The 22041-nt window shown below is 35.6% G+C and carries 19 protein-coding genes; 6 read left to right on the plus strand and 13 right to left on the minus strand.

The features are described from left to right. The first annotated feature begins 32 nt into the window (after window positions 1–32). Entirely contained in the window at window positions 33–1190 is a 1158-nt protein-coding gene (locus tag H1225_RS07550; protein ID WP_109847358.1) for a pyridoxal phosphate-dependent aminotransferase, read from the plus strand. A gap of 68 nt (window positions 1191–1258) precedes the next feature. Here H1225_RS07550 and H1225_RS07555 read toward each other — a convergent pair whose 3' ends face one another. From H1225_RS07555 to H1225_RS07615, 13 genes are all read right to left on the minus strand, one after another. Beyond that, window positions 1259–1816, minus strand: coding sequence for a fimbrial protein (locus tag H1225_RS07555; RefSeq protein ID WP_006536465.1), 558 nt, complete (start codon window positions 1814–1816; stop codon window positions 1259–1261). Between the two features lie 19 nt (window positions 1817–1835). Then, on the minus strand, window positions 1836–2831 hold the full coding sequence (locus H1225_RS07560; protein WP_109847357.1) for a fimbrial protein: 996 nt from the start codon (window positions 2829–2831) through the stop codon (window positions 1836–1838). A gap of 18 nt (window positions 2832–2849) precedes the next feature. After that, a complete protein-coding gene (locus H1225_RS07565) occupies window positions 2850–5441 on the minus strand; it encodes a fimbrial biogenesis usher protein (RefSeq protein WP_161727872.1) in 2592 nt (863 codons plus the stop codon). A gap of 33 nt (window positions 5442–5474) precedes the next feature. Beyond that, the gene (locus tag H1225_RS07570) at window positions 5475–6167 is read right to left on the minus strand and encodes a fimbria/pilus periplasmic chaperone (protein ID WP_006536456.1); all 693 of its coding nucleotides are present in this window, start codon (window positions 6165–6167) and stop codon (window positions 5475–5477) included. 24 nt (window positions 6168–6191) lie between these two features. Then, window positions 6192–6734: a fimbrial protein gene (locus H1225_RS07575; protein ID WP_109847355.1), complete on the minus strand. Its 543-nt coding sequence runs from the start codon at window positions 6732–6734 to the stop codon at window positions 6192–6194. A gap of 65 nt (window positions 6735–6799) precedes the next feature. Beyond that, window positions 6800–7360 carry a type 1 fimbrial major subunit FimA gene (gene fimA / locus H1225_RS07580; protein ID WP_072064082.1) on the minus strand — a complete coding sequence of 187 codons (561 nt, stop codon included), beginning with the start codon at window positions 7358–7360 and terminating at the stop codon, window positions 6800–6802. Between the two features lie 265 nt (window positions 7361–7625). Continuing rightward, complete coding sequence (locus H1225_RS07585; protein ID WP_109847354.1) at window positions 7626–7961, minus strand: helix-turn-helix domain-containing protein; 336 nt, start codon at window positions 7959–7961, stop codon at window positions 7626–7628. 798 nt (window positions 7962–8759) lie between these two features. Continuing rightward, window positions 8760–9767 (minus strand): murein tripeptide/oligopeptide ABC transporter ATP binding protein OppF, encoded by a 1008-nt coding sequence (oppF, locus tag H1225_RS07590; RefSeq protein ID WP_072064084.1) that lies wholly within the window; start codon window positions 9765–9767, stop codon window positions 8760–8762. After that, on the minus strand, window positions 9764–10750 hold the full coding sequence (oppD, locus tag H1225_RS07595) for an ABC transporter ATP-binding protein (protein ID WP_072064085.1): 987 nt from the start codon (window positions 10748–10750) through the stop codon (window positions 9764–9766). The genes oppF and oppD overlap by 4 nt, the downstream gene beginning before the upstream one ends. A 10-nt stretch (window positions 10751–10760) precedes the next feature. Further along, a complete protein-coding gene (oppC, locus tag H1225_RS07600; protein WP_006536448.1) occupies window positions 10761–11669 on the minus strand; it encodes an oligopeptide ABC transporter permease OppC in 909 nt (302 codons plus the stop codon). 18 nt (window positions 11670–11687) lie between these two features. Next, entirely contained in the window at window positions 11688–12608 is a 921-nt protein-coding gene (gene oppB, locus H1225_RS07605; protein WP_023581988.1) for an oligopeptide ABC transporter permease OppB, read from the minus strand. A 78-nt stretch (window positions 12609–12686) separates the two neighbouring features. After that, complete coding sequence (gene oppA, locus H1225_RS07610) at window positions 12687–14324, minus strand: oligopeptide ABC transporter substrate-binding protein OppA (protein WP_115065398.1); 1638 nt, start codon at window positions 14322–14324, stop codon at window positions 12687–12689. Between the two features lie 271 nt (window positions 14325–14595). Beyond that, window positions 14596–16233: an ABC transporter substrate-binding protein gene (locus tag H1225_RS07615; RefSeq protein WP_239739616.1), complete on the minus strand. Its 1638-nt coding sequence runs from the start codon at window positions 16231–16233 to the stop codon at window positions 14596–14598. 752 nt (window positions 16234–16985) lie between these two features. Here H1225_RS07615 and H1225_RS07620 point away from each other — a divergent pair. From H1225_RS07620 to H1225_RS07640, 5 genes are all read left to right on the plus strand, one after another. After that, entirely contained in the window at window positions 16986–18551 is a 1566-nt protein-coding gene (locus H1225_RS07620) for an ABC transporter substrate-binding protein (protein ID WP_161724990.1), read from the plus strand. 77 nt (window positions 18552–18628) lie between these two features. Then, window positions 18629–19672, plus strand: a complete 1044-nt coding sequence (locus H1225_RS07625; protein WP_072064090.1) for an ABC transporter permease — start codon at window positions 18629–18631, stop codon at window positions 19670–19672. Continuing rightward, the gene (locus H1225_RS07630; protein WP_072064091.1) at window positions 19672–20502 is read left to right on the plus strand and encodes an ABC transporter permease; all 831 of its coding nucleotides are present in this window, start codon (window positions 19672–19674) and stop codon (window positions 20500–20502) included. Before H1225_RS07625 ends, H1225_RS07630 begins: the two co-directional genes overlap by 1 nt. After that, window positions 20495–21331: an ABC transporter ATP-binding protein gene (locus H1225_RS07635; RefSeq protein WP_006536436.1), complete on the plus strand. Its 837-nt coding sequence runs from the start codon at window positions 20495–20497 to the stop codon at window positions 21329–21331. Before H1225_RS07630 ends, H1225_RS07635 begins: the two co-directional genes overlap by 8 nt. Then, window positions 21321–22034, plus strand: coding sequence for an ABC transporter ATP-binding protein (locus H1225_RS07640; protein ID WP_006536435.1), 714 nt, complete (start codon window positions 21321–21323; stop codon window positions 22032–22034). Before H1225_RS07635 ends, H1225_RS07640 begins: the two co-directional genes overlap by 11 nt. Window positions 22035–22041 lie beyond the last annotated feature (7 nt).

Genomic DNA, 22041 nt, shown 5'->3' on the forward strand with positions numbered 1-22041 from the left:
AACATAGAATAATTTACTTGGGAAAACATCACATGAATCGTCGTTCATTCTTAACATCATCCAGCCTAGTGATTGGGGGGCTTTCGTTAAGTTCCTTTGTTAGCTCTGCTTATGCCAATGAACCATTGAAAAATAAATTGGTATTTAATGCAGAAAATCCGTTACTACTCAATTTTAATGAAAATTCACTTGGCATGTCGCAAAAAGCGAAACAGGCTATTATCGATGCTTTACCCAATGCTTTCAGATATCCAGATGATGCACGTAGCGCATTAATTAGCGAATTAGGGAAAGAATTTAAACTTTCAGATAAACATATTACCTTAGGAAATGGCTCATCTGAGACAATTCAAGCAGCCGTACAATTTGTGGCAAACAAAGCACAAAAAGAAGGTAAAGCAGTTCAACTTATTGTTCCTGACCCGACATTTAACTATGCCGAGCTTTATGCTGAACCTTTAGGTGTAAAAATCGTTAAAGTACCCGTTGATAATACTCTAGCTTTCGATTTAACAACCATGCAGAAAAAAGCGCAAGAATTTGACGGTATCAGTATGGTCTATTTATGCAATCCGAATAATCCAACAGCAATGTTAACCCCTAGTGCAGAATTATCGAACTGGGTAAAATCAGCAAAAGAGAATGTCTTTTTTATTATTGATGAAGCTTACGCTGAGTTTGTTTCAACACCTGAATTTATCAGTGCAATTTCGTTAGTTGCTGCAGGATATAAAAATCTGATTGTCGCCCGTACTTTCTCAAAAATTTATGCCTTAGCTGGGTTACGTGTAGGTTATGGCGTTGCTGTCCCAGAAGTAATCTCACAAATTGATTCCTTTGTTTCTATTGATAATACTAATACTGCAGGTGCAGTTGCCGCATTAGCCTCACTAAAAGATAAAGCTTATGTGGAATATAGTCGTAAATCGATTGATGTTTCACGTCAGATAGTCGTTGATGCCTTAAAAGAGCTGAATATTGAATACGCACCTTCTCATGCAAACTTTATATTTCATAAAGTTAAAGGCGATGTAAAAACCTATCAAAATAGAATGAAAGACGCGAATATTATGGTGGGTCGTGAATTTCCACCTGCTTTGGGTTGGAGCCGTTTAACTTTAGGCACACCCGAAGAGATGAGCTATTTCGTCGCAACCTTAAAAGAGTTTCGAACTAAAGGCTGGATTTGATTTTATTTTATTCAAATTCACTCATAATAGTTTATATATAAAGGGAACTAAAACGTTCCCTTTATAATTTAAAGATATTCTAAAGAAAACAAAACTTCGCCATTTGCACTACCACTGACAACAGACGACCCTGTTGATACATATTGCGCATAAAAATCAAGAGCAATATTATTGATTGTTCCTACTGGATAAATAACACTACTTTCACCTGGTAATACCTTATCTTTATTTTTATCTAAAATTGCGATCCCAACATTTTTTGCAGAGTCATTTTCTGACAATTTAAATAGTGTATTATCTTGATTATCAGTATCCCCTTTAAAGGTCACTTTCACTCCCGTCGTAAATACACTACAATCCGTTAAGTTAAGCGTAAACTTTATCGGTTCTGTTGTTTTGTTTTGCTGAAAGTCTTTCGTTCCCCACACACCTAAATCTACGAATTTATTCATTGATTCAGGACTTACTCTACATGTATTTGCAACAATATTTGCTTTTATAACAATATTGGTATTTGCCAATTCAGCTTTTGCGTCTTGAACTAGAAATATTGAACACCCTATCAATAAAAATAGTATCCATAATAAAGAGCGCATTATTTTGTTACTATAAAATAACTCATTCATGATGTGAGCCTATATAAATTTAAGGGAAATCGACTCTTAAGAAACCACTAGATGTCACGGAACCTTCTGCTGGTGTTTTTCCATCAATACTGACAGGATACACATTAATAGTAACATTAGAGTCAGAATTTCCATTTAGTTTAAAAGGAATAAAACTGGATAAATCGTTAGGGGTTAACTCCGTACCGTTAGCGTTCGCAATAATAAATCCAACACTTTTATTATTAGAAACAATTGCATTACCGTATACAGAATCGGCTTGTAAACGCATTGTCAAATCTGCACTGGCCTCTATATTGTCACATTGAATATTTAAATTACGCGAAATTGTATTTACTCCTTCCGCTTTTTTCCCCGCTTCTTTAAAACTTGATGCAGGAATATTATCAAAATCAATATTTAACACTTGACCCGAATTAATCACACAAGATTGTGGTACAGATATCGAAAGATTTAAAAATAACTTAGTGATCACCGCTTGTTTTGTTGCGCAATTTTGTGGTTGGCAGAATCCAAATTCACCGACAAAAATATTATTTACATAAGTACCTGAAATAATCGCTTTATCTATTTTTATTCGTGTCTGATATTTTCGTGTAGAAACAACCCCTTCTTCACCTTCTGTATAAGAACGAGGACCACAAGTAGAACTTAAAGTTGGTACATTATAAGGAACATAAATTGTTCTACAATTATTTGTCATCCTTAAAGCCACAGATATATAGTCATCTATTCTTGAGTATACCCAATCATTATTACTGGTGTTAGCTGTAGGAATATTACCATTAGAATATGTTGCCCAAGTTTGTCCTTGACCGGCATTCCACCTTAATGTTGTTCGATTTGTTAAATTAATATCAGAAGCATCTTTAGTGACCCCTACTTTATTTTCATTCTTTGTTAACTGTCCGCTGAGTGTTGAAATTTCATTAGCATTACAACCACTGATGCAGTTAACAGCAATAGCACTATTTGAAGCAATGGCTATTATCGTAAATAATAATATTCTCATCATAAAAAACCCATTCAGTTGCTATTTATCAGATTGACAAGTAGAAGAGATAAAATAAATCCCTTTTTCTTTAGATGATTTATCGTTAATTTCATAATCAAATGTACATTGTTGGTCTTCCATTCTTCCCCACTTAGCTTTTAATTTCCCTATAGGTGCTAATCCAGAAATAAAGACATTCCCGTTATCACCAACAATACCACTTACAGAACGCGATTCGTCAATAACCATTGCACCAAATGGGATAATCGCACCATTTTTTTTCTTTAAATTTACTATTGCTCGATAACCGATATTGGTTTTAAAATTAGCCTGCACTAATGCTCCTTTAGTAGGAATAACATTCATAATTGCATTTTCTAATTCAATATTTTCACCTAATGAATTTATATCCAAAGAAACACGATTATTCTTATAAATAGATGCATAAGGTAGAACGGCATATCCTTTATTATTAGTTAATATACCATTAGCATTCTCAACTCTAATGTTATTAGCATCATTTGCTTTAATAAGAATATTTGTATCACCTAAAGGCTGGCTTAAAGTAATTCCACCAGAATGTGCAACAACACCACCATTTAAATTATAATTTAATTCATGCCAATCGTTATTATAATTATATCCGCTCCCCAGATTAGCATACTTTCCTTTATAGTTAGCATAAACCATTCCAGAGTAACCACCACCGTTATGAGCATACCCTTGTTGGATATTATAATTTAAATTATTATCCTCAAGTAATGTTCCTGTTAATCCAGCTTGTTGAACCCATACATTGTCATTACTTCTATTCATAGAATAAACGGCATACATACTATTTCGACTAGCGTTTAAATCATTAACTCTATTTTGATTAAAAAGATCATTAATAGGAATAGAAATATTAAATGCAATATTTTTATTATCTCCACTCATACCTGGCGATTTAGATTTAGAAAAATTCAAGCTATAATTAATTTGCTTTATATTTCCATTATAACCAATTTGCCATAATTGTTCTGTTTCTGTTGTTCGCCAATAATTTTGATAAGAACCCAATAAATATAAAGAACTGTTATCCGTCACTTGCTGATTTATATTAACTTGAAAACGTCCTTTTTTAGAATAATTTAAATTATAATAGTTAGATAAACTTTCATTATCCCTTATTATTCCATCAGAAGTGATAATTTCACGTCCTTCCATTTTATTGTAACTCACTTCATTTAACGTATAATATCCTTGAGTCGAATATCGATACCCCATAATTTGAAAGTTTGTCCCTGTGCTATTAATTGACTTCGCATAAAGTAGACGAAATGATTGTCCTTTTTTATGTTCATCATTTGGTAAAATACTATTTGCTTGAATAACATCTGCTGATATCGCACCTAAATTTCCTAAATTTCCACCTAGACCAATAGCATAAGCTTGATAGTTATTCGAAAATTGACTTCCCCCATAGAGGGTTAAGTTATAAGGCAAACCATAAATTAAATTTAATTGCCCAAAATTAGGTTTATCCTGAAAATCAGACCCACTTCTAAATTCCCCTCCAATAAACTCATATTTAAGGCGTCCTTCACGTTGCAAAATAGGAACATTTGAATAAGGCACAACAAATTGAGTAATTTCTCCATTATTCTCTTTAATTACCACATCTAAATTACCACTGCTTGATGTTGCATAAAGATCTTTTATTTCGAATGCACCAGGAGGAACAGAAATTTGGTAGATAACAAAGCCATTTTGTTTAACAGTAACAATCGCATTGCTATTTGCAATCCCTTTAATTGTAGGAGCGAATCCTCTCATACTATCAGGTAGCATATTATCATCAGATTCTAGTTTAGCACCTCTAAAACCAAGGCTATCAAAAATGATACCGCTAGAAAATGAATCACCCACTGTCAGCTCTGCTTTTAATGGAATTATCGGTTTTTGTACATATGTTCTTATATTACGCCATTTATTCTGGTTATTTTCACCACTAGCGTACATCCATGTGCTTTCATTACGTAGTCGCCATGATCCTACATTAATACCAGAGTTTAGATTTAAAAAGTAATTATTATTATTAATATTATCTTTGAAATTTTTACTATTTCTTCCTGTAAAATTATAATTTAACAAAAAGGCATTAATACCATTATCCCATTTTTCTGGAGGAATATAGCCACGAACATTATTTTTAAACATTACTTGTGGAATACTTAAAAATAACTTTTGACTTTCAAAATCAAATCTAATATTTGACTTTTCAATCTCATCTAATATATCAATACACTCTTTACTATTAATCTTTTTACTATCCTCATTTAAACTCACACCTATATTTTTTAATTCTTTATTGTTTAAACAAGGTAGCAACCCTGTTCCATCAGATGATTTATTATTTTCATAAAAGGGAATACTTTTAGTTTCAATATATTCATTATTGACATAAATTTCGACTGAATAGATTCCTTCTGGCTGGCCTTCACCTTTATCAAAGCGTGATAAATCTGCAACTTCACTATCAATGCTCGATATCAAATTAGGATTAAAAAAGCTATCTGCATAACTAATGCTAGAATAAAAAGATCCTAAAACGAAATAGAGATTAAAAATTATAGTCTTAGATTTTAACATAATAAAACCTTATCATTAATTAATCTTGTAGTATTATTTACTAACCTTTTTTATTATTATTGGCGTACTGGCACCATAATCATTAATAGTTTGATAAGATATTTGATTATAGCTAGGATTATTGACTTTTATTTCTATAGATCCTTTAGGCGGCACCATAGTACTATTCAACTTTTCTTCTCCGACTTTTATATTAATTAAGGTTGCATAATATGGTGTTGGATTTTTTATTGTTAAATTTTTCCCTGAAGGTATAAATTCAATACTACTAGGAACATCTTCAGTTCTAAATACCAAGCCTTGTGGCCTAACAAATATTTTTATTCTAGATAACACGGCCAATTGCAATATATTTTTATCTTTAATTTCTTCTCTTTCAATTTCAGGTATTGCTTTCATATTTAGCCAAAATAAACTTTCTCTATCAGTAGGTAAAATTTTTCCTGCATATATAATTCTTAATTTATTTTCACTTTCAGGCTTACTTACAAAAAGAGGTGGAGTCACAATAAATTCATTTGTTTTTTTATCATCGTTATCATCAATCCACGACTGAATTAAAAAACGTAATTTTTTATCTGTATTATTAATAGTAATTGATGTCTGTTTAGCATCCATTGGATATATAATTCGAGTTGCAGCCAATGCTACACCTCCAGCATAAGAGAATGAAGAAAAACAAAAGAGAAAAAATAAAATAATATAGTTTCTATATATTAAATACATATGAGCCTCGAGTAACAGGTTTAATTAGTGATAACTAAAAACAAACCACACAACACTATCGGCCTTACCGCCAATAACCGTTTCTTTTGTTGCTAAATAGCTTGCTTTAAATTCTATTTTTAACTCATTTTCTTTAATAAACTTATATTTATTAATATTATTTGGAATTATCATCTCATCTTCAGAATTAAATAGTGCAACACCAACACCTGAAGCTGAATTTTGTTTTTCTGTAATATTAAATAATCGTTTATCTATACTATTGACATCACCTAAAATATATAAACTGACTTTATCAGCCATATTTTTATTACAATTCATTAATTTAATAAAAAAAGGGAGCTTTATTGAATGACTTCCTACACCATTAAATTGATTACTACTAATAATACCTAAATCAACAATCTGATTTTTACTTTCTGGAGATACTGTACATGCTGGTTCAACAATACCTCCCCTAAAATAAACAATACCATCATCTAAAAATGTTTTATTCCTTTCTATAGAATATGTTGTAAATGAAATAGAAAAAAACAGTGCAATAGAATATATTAAACTATATTTCATATTTGCCTCGATATAAAAGTATGGCCTTTATTATTAGGCCATACTTCTCAATAAACTAATTAGACTTATTCATATTGCATTCTAAAAGTCACATTGGCATCAGCCTGACCCGGTGTTACTGTATCTAATGTTGATTTATAGCGGGCAACAAAATTCAAAGTATTAGCTCCGTCAATTAACTGTTTAGCGGTAGAGAACACAGAACCATCTGGTGATAAAATTTTACCCGTATGGTCTGTAATCTCAATACCAACACCTGTGGCTGCGCCTGCGCCACCAGTTGTAATATTACTGACAGCTAATACTGTTTTGTCATTTGAATCACTAACACCTGAAAATGATGCTGAGGCATTTTTTGCAACTGTAGTATCACACGCTTCTAAATCAATCGAAAAATCAGTGTTTCCAACAGTTTTACCAACACTATCAAATTGGGCTGTTCGATATTGACCAATATTGATAGTTTGATTCATTGACTTTGCACTAACAGCACATGCAGCATTTACTATTTGCCCCGTAAAATTAATTTTACCACCATTAACAATAGTAGCCGCCGAAGCAATACTACTCAGTGATAAAACTGATACAGCTAATACGGTTTTAACTAGCATTTTTCTTTTAAGCATTGACTTTTCCTTTTATATTACAGGTAAATATAAACAACATCTTCACTTCAAAATATACTCAAGGCAATAAAACTCATATTAAAGAGAAATATTAATAATGGATTTCCATATCTAAATATAAAATTAAGATATGGATATTAAAATAAAGTATCAAGTAACAATAACTCAATAGACATGTCGATATTACATAAATAGGATTTAATTTAAATCCTTATTAAAAGTGTAATATTGGTATATCTATATAAATTAAAAAATCAAAAATATATTAAATAACATTTTTAAAAAAAGGAATGTTATTATCAGTATCATATTTTATTTTATACTTTAGTGTAATTACTCTATTTCTTACTCGATCAAAAAAATCACTAATTGAAATATCAAATATATTTAGTATATAACATAATATATCTACAGGTATTTTATTTATACCTCGTTCATAACGAGATATCTGTTGTTGAGAAATATTTAATATTTTTCCTAGTTCAGCCCCCGTCATAAAATTACGTTGTCGTAAGAGAGAGAGTTCATATCCTATCGAATGACAAAATATCTTTCTTTCTGAGATATATTTAAAATTCAATGAGAAATCATTTATTTCCAAAATTATCTTCCCCAAATGTATTTGTATTTAATTTACGATATAAGATTAATAAAATCAAACATTCAAAATTTTCTAACCAATTAAGATGCACATAATAAAACACCAAATAAGTGTAAGTAAATATACTCAATCACCTTATATCAGGAGGTTAATAATTTATTTTATTTATATCATCTTTTTTGTAAGGTGATAAAATCTAAAAAACAATGATTATTTGACAAAATAAAAGATAATATTCTGCATTTATAGGAAAGGTAAACACTTATCATTGTGTGATAAAGGAATAATTTTGGAGGGATTAATATTTAATTAAAAGTAAAAACAAAGACAAAGCTAAAAAACAGTCTTTTTCATCCTTTTGAATTAAGTTAAAGAGATGAAGGCATTAACTAATCTTATTAATTGTAAAATATAACTAATTCCTGCTGAGTTTTGTTGATGAAAATCAAACTTTGTGTTAATTAATATTTCATTACAATAGTGAAAGTATAAGTCTCACTTAAACCACACCTAACTCATTAAAAAATAATATTTTTTTCAATATATTAAGATATCTAAACACAATAGATATGGTTAATATTAAAAATAAGCAACTTAATTGGTTTATAATTAGAATATTAATTATAAAACTAGGCTTCTTAAGCTTTTTGAAAAAATAATGATAAGCACTAAAACAAGGTGTATTAATAAAATATTTTTTGCTTATTAAACAACATAGAATTGACGTTCATATTTTATGATAAAAAAAGTCTGAATAAATTCAGACTTTTTTATCCATTAGTATAATTTTATTAAAAATTAAAGTGGATCGACTTTTAAACAAGAGACGGCATGGCGGAAGCTTCCTTCTAATAAAGGTCGTGTTTTTGCACATTCTTCATCCGCCATAGGACAACGTGTACGGAAAATACAACCTGATGGTGGATTAATCGGAGAAGGCAACTCCCCCTCTAATAAATCAATGTGCTTATTACGCTCTTTATCGGGATCAGGAATAGGTACTGCTGACATCAACGCTTTAGTATAAGGATGTAGTGGGTGATGATAAACTTCATCATAGGTTCCTAATTCTACCGCATGCCCTAAATACATCACCAAAACACGATCTGAAATATGCTTTACCACTGCCAAATCATGCGCAATAAAGATTAAAGATAATCCCATCTCTTTTTGAATATCTTTCAGCAAGTTAACCACTTGAGCCTGAATTGATACATCTAATGCTGAAACGGGTTCATCACAAATCACTAATTTAGGCTCTAGAATTAACGCGCGAGCAATACCGATACGCTGACATTGCCCACCAGAGAATTCATGAGGATAACGGTTGATTAAGTTTGGCAATAATCCGACTCGCATCATCATTGCTTTGACTTTTTCAACAACTTCAGCCTGTTTCATTTTAGGGTGATAAGTTTTTAATGGTTCAGCAATGATATCGCCAATCGTCATTCTTGGATTTAGAGAAGCCAGCGGATCTTGGAATATCATCTGGATATCTTGGCGAATATCGCGCCATTGCTTATTCCCCATTCCCAGTAAATCATTACCTAACCAAGTGACTGTTCCACCAGAGGCTTTGACTAACCCGATAATGGCCCGCGCAAATGTCGATTTACCACAACCAGATTCACCAACAACCCCTAATGTTTCACCTTCATATAAACGCAGCGTGACACCATCAACGGCTTTGAGGCTTTTTTTAGGTTGCCAGAACCACTGTTTATTATCTTGAACATCGAAATAAACTTTTAAGTCATTCACTTCGAGAATAACTTTTCTATCTTGTAACATGGCTTGAGTCATACCAATTCCTCCACCGCTTTAAAACAGGCACGTAATCGCCCTTGTGCAAATTGCTCTAATTGAGGTTCACTCGTTAAGCATTGCTCTGTTGCATACTGGCAACGAGGTTGGAATGGACAGCCTTTTGGTAAACGCAATAAGTTAGGCGGATTACCCGGAATGGTCGCTAGTCGCTCATCTTCACCGTCTAAACGCGGAACGGCTTGTAGCAACCCAATAGAATAAGGGTGTGATGGTTGATAAAAAATATCACGTGCATTTCCATATTCCATCGTGCGCCCTGCATACATTACCAATACTTTATCGCAAATTCCTGCAACAACCCCTAAGTCATGGGTGATCATAATAATTGCGGTGTTTAAATCATTCTTAAGCTCATTTAACAGTGTCATGATTTGTGCTTGAACCGTCACATCAAGCGCTGTTGTCGGCTCATCAGCAATTAATAGTTTAGGCTTACACAGCAATGCCATTGCAATCATGACACGTTGACGCATCCCACCTGAAAATTCATGAGGGTACATACTCATTCGTTTATGCGCTTCAGGCATTTTTACGGCATCTAACATACGCACAGATTCTGCATATGCATCATTTTTACTCATACCTTTATGAAGCATTAAGACTTCAATAAGCTGTGAGCCCACTTTCATATAGGGATTTAATGAGGTCATTGGATCTTGAAATATCATGGATATTTCTTCAGCACGCATTTTATTTAATTCACTTTGGCGAAGATTTAAGATCTCACGACCATTAAAGTTTGCGCTACCCGCTGTGCGACCATTTTTTGCTAATAATCCCATCAATGCGAAAGCTGTTTGCGATTTACCTGAACCCGACTCACCAACAATGCCTAGAGTTTCACCTGCGGCTAATTCAAAATTGAGTTTATTAACTGCGGTGACATCACCATCTGCGGTACCAAAAGTGACACTGAGATCTTTAACGCTTAATAACGACTTATTTGCTGTATTTGTCATTTTGTTCTCCTTAACGATCTTTCGGATCTAATGCGTCACGTAAGCCATCACCGATAAAGTTAAAGCAAAACAGTGTGACAACTAAGAACGAAGCCGGGAAAAGTAACAACCAAGGAGAAACTTCCATTGAGTTTGCACCATCACTTAATAGTGCTCCCCAACTACTTAATGGCTCTTGTGTTCCTAAACCTAAGAAGCTTAAGAAGGATTCAAATAAAATCATGCTAGGCACTAATAAAGAGGCATAAACCACCACCACACCGAGTACGTTAGGTACGATATGTCTTAACACGATATTGCGTGATGACACACCACAAACTAATGCAGCTTCAATAAACTCTTTACGTTTTAGACTTAAGGTTTGTCCTCTTACAATACGCGCCATATCGAGCCAAGATACCATCCCAATCGCAACGAAAATCAGTAGGATATTTTGACCGAAAAATGTCACCAGTAAGATAACAAAGAACATAAATGGGAATGAGTTTAATATTTCCAGTAAACGCATCATAATTGAATCAACACGCCCACCAATATAACCCGCCATTGCGCCATACAGCGTACCAACAATAACAGCAACAAAGGCGGCGGCGATACCGACCATTAATGAGATACGACCACCAATCGCAACCCGTACTAATAAGTCACGACCTGATGAGTCAGTGCCAAAATAGTGAGAAGAGGCAAAGTCAGGTGCCATCGACATCATTTCCCAATCAGTATCGTCATAAACAAAGGGCGATAACATTGGGGCAAAAATAACAAATAATAAAATAAAGAAAAGTAACACAAGACTCGTGATCGCAGCTTTATTGTGCATAAAACGACGACGAGCATCTTGCCATAAACTACGACCTTCAATATCTAGCTGCTCCGAGAAATTCCCCAGAGCTTCGCTGTTTTCCTTCAGTGATAACATAACGTGCTCCAGTGTCTATTAATAACGAATTTTCGGATCAATAACGGCATATAAGATATCGACAATGGCATTAAAGAAGATCGTTAATGCACCTACGATAATGGTTAAGCTTAATACCAATGAATAATCTCGGTTTAAAGCACCATTAACGAATAATTGTCCGATACCCGGCAATCCAAAGATGGTTTCAATAACCATTGAGCCCGTAATAATACCGACAAATGCAGGCCCCATATAAGAGATAACAGGTAGCAACGCGGGTTTTAAAGCATGACGCAGTACAATTCTTTTCATCGGCAAGCCTTTCGCTTTTGCCGTTCTAATAAAGTTTGAGTGTAATACTTCAATCATTGAACTACGGGTAATGCGCGAGATACTAGCAATGTAAGAAAGCGATAGTGCGATCATTGGCAACAACATATATTGCACAGCTCCGCCATTCCAGCCCCCTGCCGGCAACCACCTTAAGGTAATCGCAAAAATAAGCACTAATAGTGGTGCGACAACAAAACTCGGTATTACAACCCCCGTCATGGCAAAAGTCATGACGGTATAATCCCATTTGGTGTTTTGATTCAGTGCGGCTATCACGCCTGCCCCCACACCTAAAATGACAGCAAAAATAAATGCCGACAGCCCTAATTTAGCTGAAACAGGGAATGCTTTACCGACTAAGGTGTTTACACTGTAGTCTTTATATTTAAAAGAAGGCCCTAAATCCCCTTTCGACAATTGAATTAAATAATCGAAGTATTGCTTATAAATGGGATCATTTAAGTGATATTTCGCTTCAATATTTGCCATAACCTCAGGCGGGAGTTTTCTTTCACCCGTAAAAGGACTACCCGGGGCTAAACGCATCATAAAGAACGAAATCGTTATTAGAATAAATAGAGTCGGTATCGCTTCTAAAAAGCGACGAAAAATAAATTTGAGCATTGCCCGTTCCTATAATACAAACCTATTCAGGCGTGACGATAAAAAGACCTCGTCTTAATAAGACAAGGTCTCGCCCGATTATTTAGCAATAATATACAAGTCTTTAGTATGTAAATTATCTAATGGATCTTTACCTGAATAACCACCCACATAAGGTTTAACTAAACGGGTGTTTACATAATAGTAAAGTGGAACAATGGCCGAATCTTTATCTAATACACCTTCAGCTTTTTGATAAATAGCGGCACGTTCATCATCCGATTTCACACGTAACGACTCTTTGAGCAATGCGTCAAATTCTGTGTTTTTATAGTGAACAGTGTTGTTACTGCTGTAAGACAGCATCATGTTCAGGAATGAAGAAGGTTCATTATAATCTGCACACCAACCGGCACGAGCAACATCATAAGTTCCTTGGTGACGAGTATCTAAGAACGTTTTCCACTCTTGGTTTTCAAGAGAAACATCAGCACCTAAGTTTTTCTTCCAAATTGAAGAAGCGGCGATCGCGACTTTTTTATGTAAGTCGGATGTATTGTACAGAAGCTTAAATTTCAGTGGATTTGCTTTGTTATAGCCCGCCTCTTCTAATAATTGGCGTGCTTTTTCATTACGTTGTTCTTGAGTCCAACTCGCAAACCACTCAGGTTTGCTCTCTTTAATTCCATCTGTAAATGGGGGGGTAAAGCCATAAGCTGGGATATCACCTTGGTTTTTCACTTTATAAGTAATGATATCTCTATCCATTGACAGTTTCAGTGCTTCACGAACTCGAGGATCGTTAAACGGAGCCTTCTCATTATTAATTTCATAATAATAAGTACATAAATAGGGGCTTATACGCAATTCATCAGGGATCTCTTTTTTCAATTTTTGGAAAAATTCGATTGGTAAATTGCTATATGTCATGTCGATTTCACCCGCACGATAGCGGTTTACATCAGTGACTTCTGATGAAATAGGTAAGAACGTCACTTGATCAATAACAGTATTTTTGTTATCCCAATAAGTTGGACTACGCTCTAACACAATACGTTCATTGACTGTCCAGTCTTTTAAATTATAAGCGCCGTTACCGACGAAGTTAGCAGGTTGCGTCCATTTCTCACCAAATTTTTCAATCACTTTTTGGTTAACTGGCGACATGGAGGAGTGAGCTAATAATTTTGGTAAATAAGGCACAGCTTCAGATAAAGTGATTTCTAATGTGTTGTTATCTAATGCCTTAACACCTAATTCTGTGGCTTTTTTCTTACCTGCAATAATATCGTCGATATTCACGATATGCGCATATTGCAGATAACTTTCATAAGGAGATGCAGTGTTAGGATCCGCTAAACGTTGCCAGCTATAAACGAAATCTTGCGCTGTAACAGGTTCACCATTCGACCATTTAGCACCTTCACGAATTTTAAATGTCCAAACAGTAAAATCTTTATTTTCCCAACTCGTTGCGGAGCCTGGTAAAATTTCACCATCTGGTCCAACAATAGTAATGCCTTCGAAAAGATCACGCGCTAATGCAGACTCAGGTACACCTTCGATTTTATGAGGATCAAGTGATTGTGGTTCAGAGCCATTATTACGCACCAGCACTTGTTTTTCAGCCAATTTCACCCCGTCAGGAACAACAGCAGCGTTAGCTGTTAGCGCTGACAATCCAAAGATTGCGCTTATTGCAATCGCCAACGCACTCTTTTTAGTTAAATTACTCATCTTATAAAATACTCCCAGTTAGTGAGCTGGTTGTTAGACAACCATTCTGTGATGTTCAGTTGTGTTTTAGAACGGTTTACACAACTTATTGTTTTTACAAAAAATAAATCAATTTTGTTTATTTGCTATCAGTTCTTAATTGCCTGATAGCATTATAATTTTTTTAATGCCGCTATCTTTTTTGTGTAGTTTTTTATTGTTTCACTACTTTTTAAATAACTTTTAATAATTAAATCGCACATAACTATAGAATGTCGATAATTTACCAGTTTTAGTTATCTGCCTTTATAAAATAGCGCTTTAAGTCCGTATAATCAAAGGGGTCTTTACCTGTAAATCCGCCTACTTTTGGACTAACTAATCTAACACTGACACGATAATAAACAGGTACTATCGCCGAGTCCTTGTCTAACAAGGCTTCAGCGCGCTGATAGAGTTGATGTCGAGCCTCTTTATCAACCGCAATTGAAGCATTATTTAATGCGTCATCGTAATCATTATTTTCATAAAAGACTGTATTAAGACTACTTGTGGAAAGAAATGAATTTAAAAACGAGGTTGGTTCATTGTAATCTGCACACCACGTTACTCTCGCAACTTGATAATTTCCTTGATTACGATTTTCTAATGCGGTTTTCCACTCTTGGTTTTGCAACGTCACATTTGCACCAATACTTTTTTTCCACATTGATGCAGCAGCTATGGCCTGCTGTTTATTTTGATCAGACGTATTGTAGAGCAAAGTAAAAGTTAGAGGATTTTGAGCATCAAATCCCGCTTCTTTTAATAATTCACGCGCCCTCTCATTACGTTGCTGTTGTGTCCAATAAGCCCATTTAGGCGCTTTAAAATTACCGTTACCAATAAAAGAGGGAGTAAAAGAATAAGCGGGTATTTGCCCTTGTCCCATTATTTTTTCAGCAATAACTTCTCTATCAAGTGTCAGTTTCACCGCTTCACGAACACGAGGATCATCAAAAGGCGCTTTTTTATTATTTAATTCATAATAGAAAGTACATAAATACGGTGTGACATGTAAATTCTCTGGCTGTTCTTGCCTCATTTTTCTATACAGAACAGGAGGAATAGCGCTATTAGTGATATCTATTTCACCGCTACGATAGCGATTAATATCGCTGGTTTCTGAGCTAATTGGTAAAAATGTAGCTTGCTCAATAATGGTGTTTTTATTATCCCAATAAAGTGGATTACGTTTTAAAGTCACCTTTTCATTCACAACCCAATTTTCAATAACATAAGCACCATTACCGACAAAATTTTCAGGACGAGTCCAATTCACGCCATATTTTTCAACAACCTCTTTTTTAACTGGTTTTAATGGCGTGTGGCTGACCATATCGACTAAATAGGGAATTGGCTTGGTTAAATTAATTTGCAAAGTATGAGAATCTATCGCTTTCACACCTAGTGCTTCAGGCGTTTTTTTTCCACTAAGAATATCTGCAACATTTTCAACATAAGCATATTCAAGATAACTGGCATAAGGTGAACCTGTTTTAGGATCGACCACTCGACGCCAGCTATAAACAAAGTCTTCAGCGGTCACTGGTGTACCATCACTCCACTTTGCATCTTCTCGCAAATAGAATGTCCACACCTTGTTATCATCCGTTTCCCAGCGTTGTGCAACGCCCGGCATACTCTCGCCATTAGGCCCCACATAAGTCAAACCTTCTAATAAATTTAAAATAATATTAGTTTCTGGTGCGCCTTCTACTTTATGCGGGTCAAGAGATGAAACTTCAGTACCGTTATTAATCACAATATTCTGTTGTTTGGACAGAGTAGTGCCTTCAGGAAGAGTAATGGCATGAGAAAAAAAGGAGGTTAATACAAGTGACATAATACTGAGTGGGAACACTGTTTTTAACGTGGCTTTATTTTTCATGGGTACCTCTCCTAATAAACAATAATTTATAGCGGGGTCGCTCAATTAACGATATGTATCGTTGTTAAATTTTGATTATAATATTTGTGGCTCTTAAAGATTTTAAAGATATTTATGAGATAAAAATGATACCAACACTCTTCTTTTTTACACTTATCGTAAATTTTGTCAATTAATGCGGTATTCTTATCACTTAACTTTATTGAGCCCTCTAGAGTTCTATCCTGAGAAAATAAAATATATATATCGAGAGGAACAAAACAACAAATAAACATTAAATTAACATCATGCAAGTTTTATAGATAGAAAACCTACTCAGCTCACAAATTTAATATAATTAGGATGGGTTTTACTTAACTCACAGAACTTTATGATGCTTTATTTGTAAAAAATTTCTCTTTGAAATTAATTTAAAATAACAATAAATTCATCTTTAAACTGAATAACAATTCTAATATAAAAATATTTATAGATTATTAAATATTCACTTTTATTATTTGTTTTTAAAATTTAATCTAAATGTTTAATTTGAATGGAAAGTGATCGTCTAAAGACATATTTCATCACCCTATTCTTGCGGTTAACTATTCTTCTACCATAATTAATTTTGGCTACTTATAACGAAGGGTTATATGTAAGCGTAATTAAAACTTTGCGCATTGGTCACGTTTTGCCTAAGTTAAGTTCACAAAGTAATAAGTAATAAGTTATTGACATAACGACTTTAGCTACACCATTTCAGGGAGCGTCTCATGAAAGCAAAATTATTATCATTACTCGTTGTGGGTGCCCTTTCCGTACCGGCATTTGCAGCAACACCTGCGAATACATTAATTGTGGTACAAGGGCTTGATGATATTGTTAGCCTTGATCCAGCTGAAAGTAATGAACTGTCTAGTATTCAAACTGTGCCTAGTTTATATCAGCGTATTGTTCAACCTAATCGTGATAATCCTGAGATTAATGAGCCAATTTTAGTTGAAAGCTGGCAAGCAAATCCTGAACAAAAATCTATCGTATTCAAAATTAAACCTGATGCAAAATTTGCATCTGGTAACACCGTTCGCCCTGAAGATATTATCTTCTCTTATCAGCGTGCGATCACCATGAATAAATCACCAGCCTTTATTCTAAATGTCTTAGGTTGGAAAACAGAAAACATTACTTCATTATTGAAAAAAGTCAGTGATAATGAATTAGAAGTGCGTTGGACTGCGGATGTCAGCCCTGATGTTGTGCTAAATATCCTCTCAACCCCAATTGCTTCTATCGTTGATGAAAAGCTAGTTTCTGCTCACATTAAAAATAATGACTTTGGGAATAGCTGGCTGAAAATGAACTCAGCCGGAAGTGGCGCATACAAAATGCGTGCTTATCAACCACGTCAAGCCATAGTGTTAGAAGCAAACCCTCTCTCACCAACTGGTGCGCCTAAAATGGCAAATATTATTATTAAAAACGTGCCCGATCCGGCATCACGTCGCTTATTGATTGAAAAAGGTGATGCAGATATTGCACGTGAACTGGGCACTGACCAAACTGCCGCATTAGCAGGCAAAGCAGGGATCAAAATTTTAGATATCCCTTCTGCAGAACAAGTGTATATGGCGTTTAATACTGCCAGTGGAAACCCTGCACTGAGTAACCCTGCATTTTGGGAAGCGTCTCGTTATTTAGTTGACTACAAAGGCATTACTGAAGATCTAATGCGCGGTCAGTATTTTATTCACCAAAGTTTTTTACCCGTAGGTTTACCGGGTGCACTAAAAGATAACCCATTCACTTTTGATCCAAAGAAGGCCAAAGAAATTTTAGCCAAAGCAGGCATTACCAATGCTCGCTTTACATTAGATGTTGAGAACAAAGTACCTTATATTACGGTGGCACAATCCATTCAGGCAAGTTTTGCTCAAGCAGGTGTACAAGTAGATTTATTGCCAGCGGCAGGTAGCCAAGTGTATAGTCGCGTACGCGCTAAACAACACCAAGCCGCGATTCGTTTTTGGATCCCAGACTATTTTGATGCGCATTCAAATGCGAGTGCCTTTGCTTATAACGATGGACAATCCAATACTGTTGCTTGGTTAAATGGTTGGAAAATTCCTGAACTAAGCCAGCAAACATTGGCTGCACTTAATGAAGCAGACAAAACAAAACGTCAATCGCTCTATACTGAAATGCAAAAAGAGTTACAACGTAGTTCACCTTATGTCTTTATCGATCAAGGTAAAAACCAAATCGTCATGCGCGATAATGTTAAAGGTTATGCCCAAGGTCTAAATGCAGATATGGTTTATTATGACAAAGTAACTAAGTAATATTTTCTCCTGAAACCATCCACAGTCATGTTATTGTGGATGGTCTATTTTTTGCCATTTCACTAGGCTATTGCTGTATGAATACTGCTATGACGTTACCTATTCGTCTAAAAAGTCAGTTAATTACTTTTGCTCAAGGAATATTGACATTAGTACTTACACTTTTTGGGCTTCTTGTAATTACTTTCACGCTTTCTGCACTTTCCCCTGTTGATCCTGTTCTGCAAATTGTTGGTGATCATGCAAGCCTCGAAACCTATAACCAAGTCAAACATGAATTAGGGCTGGATTTACCTCTCTATATGCAGTTTTTTCACTATGTGGAAGCACTGCTACAAGGGCATTTAGGTACAGCAACATCAACAGGCCAGCCAGTGCTTGATGATTTGTTAGCAACGTTCCCCGCGACATTAGAATTAGCGACGATTGCATTACTGATTGGTGCCAGTCTCGGTATTTTATTCGGTGTTTTATGTGCGCGATTTGTGGGAACGCCTCTCGATTTTATTTTGCGCATTTTGACGCTATTGGGTAGCTCTGTTCCTATTTTCTGGTTAGGTTTGATTTTGCTATTGATCTTCTATGCCACATTACAATGGACTGCTGGCCCCGGACGATTAGACGATATCTATCAATTTACGATTGAACCCGTAACAGGCTTTGCATTAATCGATACCTTATTAGCGGGTGATAAAGATGCCTTTTTTAACGCGTTATCACACCTTATTTTGCCCGTTTCTCTGTTAGCCTATTTTGCCCTTGCTTCTATTACTCGTTTAACTCGTTCGGCCTGTTTAAACGAAATGAATAAAGAGTATGTCACACTAGCGAGAGCAAAAGGCATTGGTGAGTTACGTATTCTTTTTTATCACGTATTACCCAATATTCGTGGTGTTTTAATGACTATTATCGCCCTATCTTATACCGGTATGTTAGAAGGGGCGGTATTAACAGAAACGGTCTTTTCTTGGCCGGGAATCGGTCGATATCTTACAACCGCACTTTTTGCGGGTGATACCACCGCTATTATGGGTGGTACTTTAATTATCGGTTTATGCTTTGTCTTTATTAATAATATTACCGATATCGTTATTCGTTTGACTGATCCGAGGCTCCGCTAATGTCACCTTCATTTTTAAGAAAAATAGCGCGTTCGCCTTCCGCATTTATCGGTTTATCGTTGCTTATTTTACTGTTAATTATTGCTATTTTTGCACCTTGGTTAGCCCCTTATGATCCCAATTGGCAACATGCAGCCCAACGTTTGTTAGCACCCAATGCTGAACATTGGCTAGGCACAGACAATTATGGACGCGATATTCTTTCTCGCCTTATCTATGGTACTCGCCCAATGCTAGGTTTGGTGGGATTGGTGGCTATTATCACCTTACCATTAGGATTGTTGATCGGGATTTTATCTGGATATTACGGCGGTTGGACTGAACGAATTTTAATGCGCATCACCGATATTGTAATGTCGATGCCTTCTCTTATTCTCGCCTTTGCCTTTGTCGCAATGTTAGGTCCTGGCCTGCTAAATGGTGCATTAGCACTGGCTTTAACTGCATGGCCTGCTTATGCGCGTCAATCTCGCAGTGAAATTCAACATTTGCGTAATAGTGATTATCTTGCTGCAGCCGAAATGATGGGAATTAAAGGTATTCGACTTTTATGGGGACATATTTTACCTCTATGCTTACCGTCAGCCATTGTACGTTTAGCCCTTAATTTGGCGGTGATTATTCTTGCTGCCGCAGGTCTGGGTTTTCTTGGATTAGGTGCTCGCCCTCCTATGGCTGAATGGGGAGCAATGATCGCAGAAGGTATGCCTGTTATTTTTGACCAATGGTGGATAGCTGCTATTCCGGGTACAGCGATTTTAATCAGTAGTCTGGCATTTAATTTATTGGGTGATGGATTACGCGACGTATTGGGAGATACCCATGAATAAAACACCATTAATTGAGGTCAATAACCTCTGTATCGATTTCCCAAAAGCAAGAGTTGTCAATAATGTTTCTTTCTCTTTAGGTCAAGAGCGTTTAGCGGTTGTTGGCGAATCAGGCTCAGGCAAATCAATGACCGCTCGTGCATTAATGGGATTAGTTCGTCAGCCGGGAAAAGTCAGTGCAGATAAACTCAATTTGCAGGGAAATAATTTATTGGATTTCTCATCGCGCCAATGGAATAACATCCGAGGTAATACGATTTCAATGGTATTACAAGATCCTCGTTATGCCTTAAATCCGGTAAAAACCATTTATCAGCAAGTAGAAGAAACCGTCAAACAGCATCAAAAACTTTCTCGCCAAGATAGACGTCAACTTATCATCGATACACTACTGTCTGTTGGTTTACCTGAACAGAATATTTATCGCTATCCCGGTGAATTATCAGGTGGTATGGGGCAACGAGCAATGATAGCTATTGCGCTAATCAACAACCCTACTATTTTAATTGCCGATGAGCCGACATCAGCACTTGATGCTCAGTTGCGTCATCAAATTCTTGAACTGATCACCATGCAATGTGAACAACGCAACATGGGCCTATTGTTAATTAGCCATGATTTGCCTCTTGTTGCCGAATATTGCGAACGTGTAATGGTGATGTACCAAGGCGAACAAGTGGATGAACTCAATGCGAAAGCGCTACCGACAGCTACGCACCCTTATACTCGTACACTTTGGACATGCAGACCTAATGCAAGCACTTATGGCACGCAATTGCCGGTATTAGATAGGACGCTTAATTTCAAGGGGCTACATCATGTTAATTGACATTCATGATTTACATGTTCAATTTGAGCAAGGCAAACAAGCAAAGCACGTTGTAAAAGGGATCAACTTACATGTTCAACAAGGTGAAACTTTTAGCTTAATAGGTCGTTCTGGTTGCGGAAAATCGACTATTTTACGAGTGATTGCCGGATTATTAACTCATTGGCAAGGTAACATGTCACTTTTAGGGCAAACCATTAAACCACAACAACGTTTTCAAGGCGCATTACGTCGTAATATACAAATGGTATTTCAAGATCCCTACGCCTCTTTACACCCTCAACACCGTATTGAGCGTGCGTTTTCCGAGCCTTTAAAAATCCATCAAATTCCTTTCGATAAAGATACGATTAAGCAAGCATTGGCCCAAGTTGGTTTGCCTGCAGATGTGACAAGTCGTTATCCTCATCAACTTTCGGGTGGACAGCGTCAACGCGTCGCCATTGCCAGAGCCCTTTTATTACAACCTCAATTATTGCTTTTAGACGAGCCAACCTCAGCGCTAGATATGTCAGTACAAGCCGAGATCTTAAATCTGCTTAACACCCTGAAAAAAGAGCATAATATGACATATTTATTAGTCAGCCATGATGCTGATGTTATTGCACATATGTCAGATAGAGCCGCATTAATGGAAAATGGTGAACTAACACAACATTATGATCGGGAGGCGTTATCAAAAGGGATACATCGTCTCGATTGAGATAAAA

It is taken from the genome of Proteus penneri, assembly GCF_022369495.1.
In the GTDB taxonomy this organism is placed as follows: domain Bacteria; phylum Pseudomonadota; class Gammaproteobacteria; order Enterobacterales; family Enterobacteriaceae; genus Proteus; species Proteus penneri.

Excerpts from the sequence above, each read along its gene's own strand:
- H1225_RS07550 (WP_109847358.1), top strand. The coding sequence starts at position 33 with ATGAATCGTCGTTCATTCTTAACATCATCCAGCCTAGTGATTGGGGGG.
- H1225_RS07555 (WP_006536465.1), bottom strand. The coding sequence starts at position 1,816 with ATGAATGAGTTATTTTATAGTAACAAAATAATGCGCTCTTTATTATGG.
- H1225_RS07560 (WP_109847357.1), bottom strand. The coding sequence starts at position 2,831 with ATGATGAGAATATTATTATTTACGATAATAGCCATTGCTTCAAATAGT.
- H1225_RS07565 (WP_161727872.1), bottom strand. The coding sequence starts at position 5,441 with ATGTTAAAATCTAAGACTATAATTTTTAATCTCTATTTCGTTTTAGGA.
- H1225_RS07570 (WP_006536456.1), bottom strand. The coding sequence starts at position 6,167 with ATGTATTTAATATATAGAAACTATATTATTTTATTTTTTCTCTTTTGT.
- H1225_RS07575 (WP_109847355.1), bottom strand. The coding sequence starts at position 6,734 with ATGAAATATAGTTTAATATATTCTATTGCACTGTTTTTTTCTATTTCA.
- fimA (WP_072064082.1), bottom strand. The coding sequence starts at position 7,360 with ATGCTTAAAAGAAAAATGCTAGTTAAAACCGTATTAGCTGTATCAGTT.
- oppF (WP_072064084.1), bottom strand. The coding sequence starts at position 9,767 with ATGACTCAAGCCATGTTACAAGATAGAAAAGTTATTCTCGAAGTGAAT.
- oppD (WP_072064085.1), bottom strand. The coding sequence starts at position 10,750 with ATGACAAATACAGCAAATAAGTCGTTATTAAGCGTTAAAGATCTCAGT.
- oppC (WP_006536448.1), bottom strand. The coding sequence starts at position 11,669 with ATGTTATCACTGAAGGAAAACAGCGAAGCTCTGGGGAATTTCTCGGAG.
- oppB (WP_023581988.1), bottom strand. The coding sequence starts at position 12,608 with ATGCTCAAATTTATTTTTCGTCGCTTTTTAGAAGCGATACCGACTCTA.
- oppA (WP_115065398.1), bottom strand. The coding sequence starts at position 14,324 with ATGAGTAATTTAACTAAAAAGAGTGCGTTGGCGATTGCAATAAGCGCA.
- H1225_RS07615 (WP_239739616.1), bottom strand. The coding sequence starts at position 16,233 with ATGAAAAATAAAGCCACGTTAAAAACAGTGTTCCCACTCAGTATTATG.
- H1225_RS07620 (WP_161724990.1), top strand. The coding sequence starts at position 16,986 with ATGAAAGCAAAATTATTATCATTACTCGTTGTGGGTGCCCTTTCCGTA.
- H1225_RS07625 (WP_072064090.1), top strand. The coding sequence starts at position 18,629 with ATGAATACTGCTATGACGTTACCTATTCGTCTAAAAAGTCAGTTAATT.
- H1225_RS07630 (WP_072064091.1), top strand. The coding sequence starts at position 19,672 with ATGTCACCTTCATTTTTAAGAAAAATAGCGCGTTCGCCTTCCGCATTT.
- H1225_RS07635 (WP_006536436.1), top strand. The coding sequence starts at position 20,495 with ATGAATAAAACACCATTAATTGAGGTCAATAACCTCTGTATCGATTTC.
- H1225_RS07640 (WP_006536435.1), top strand. The coding sequence starts at position 21,321 with ATGTTAATTGACATTCATGATTTACATGTTCAATTTGAGCAAGGCAAA.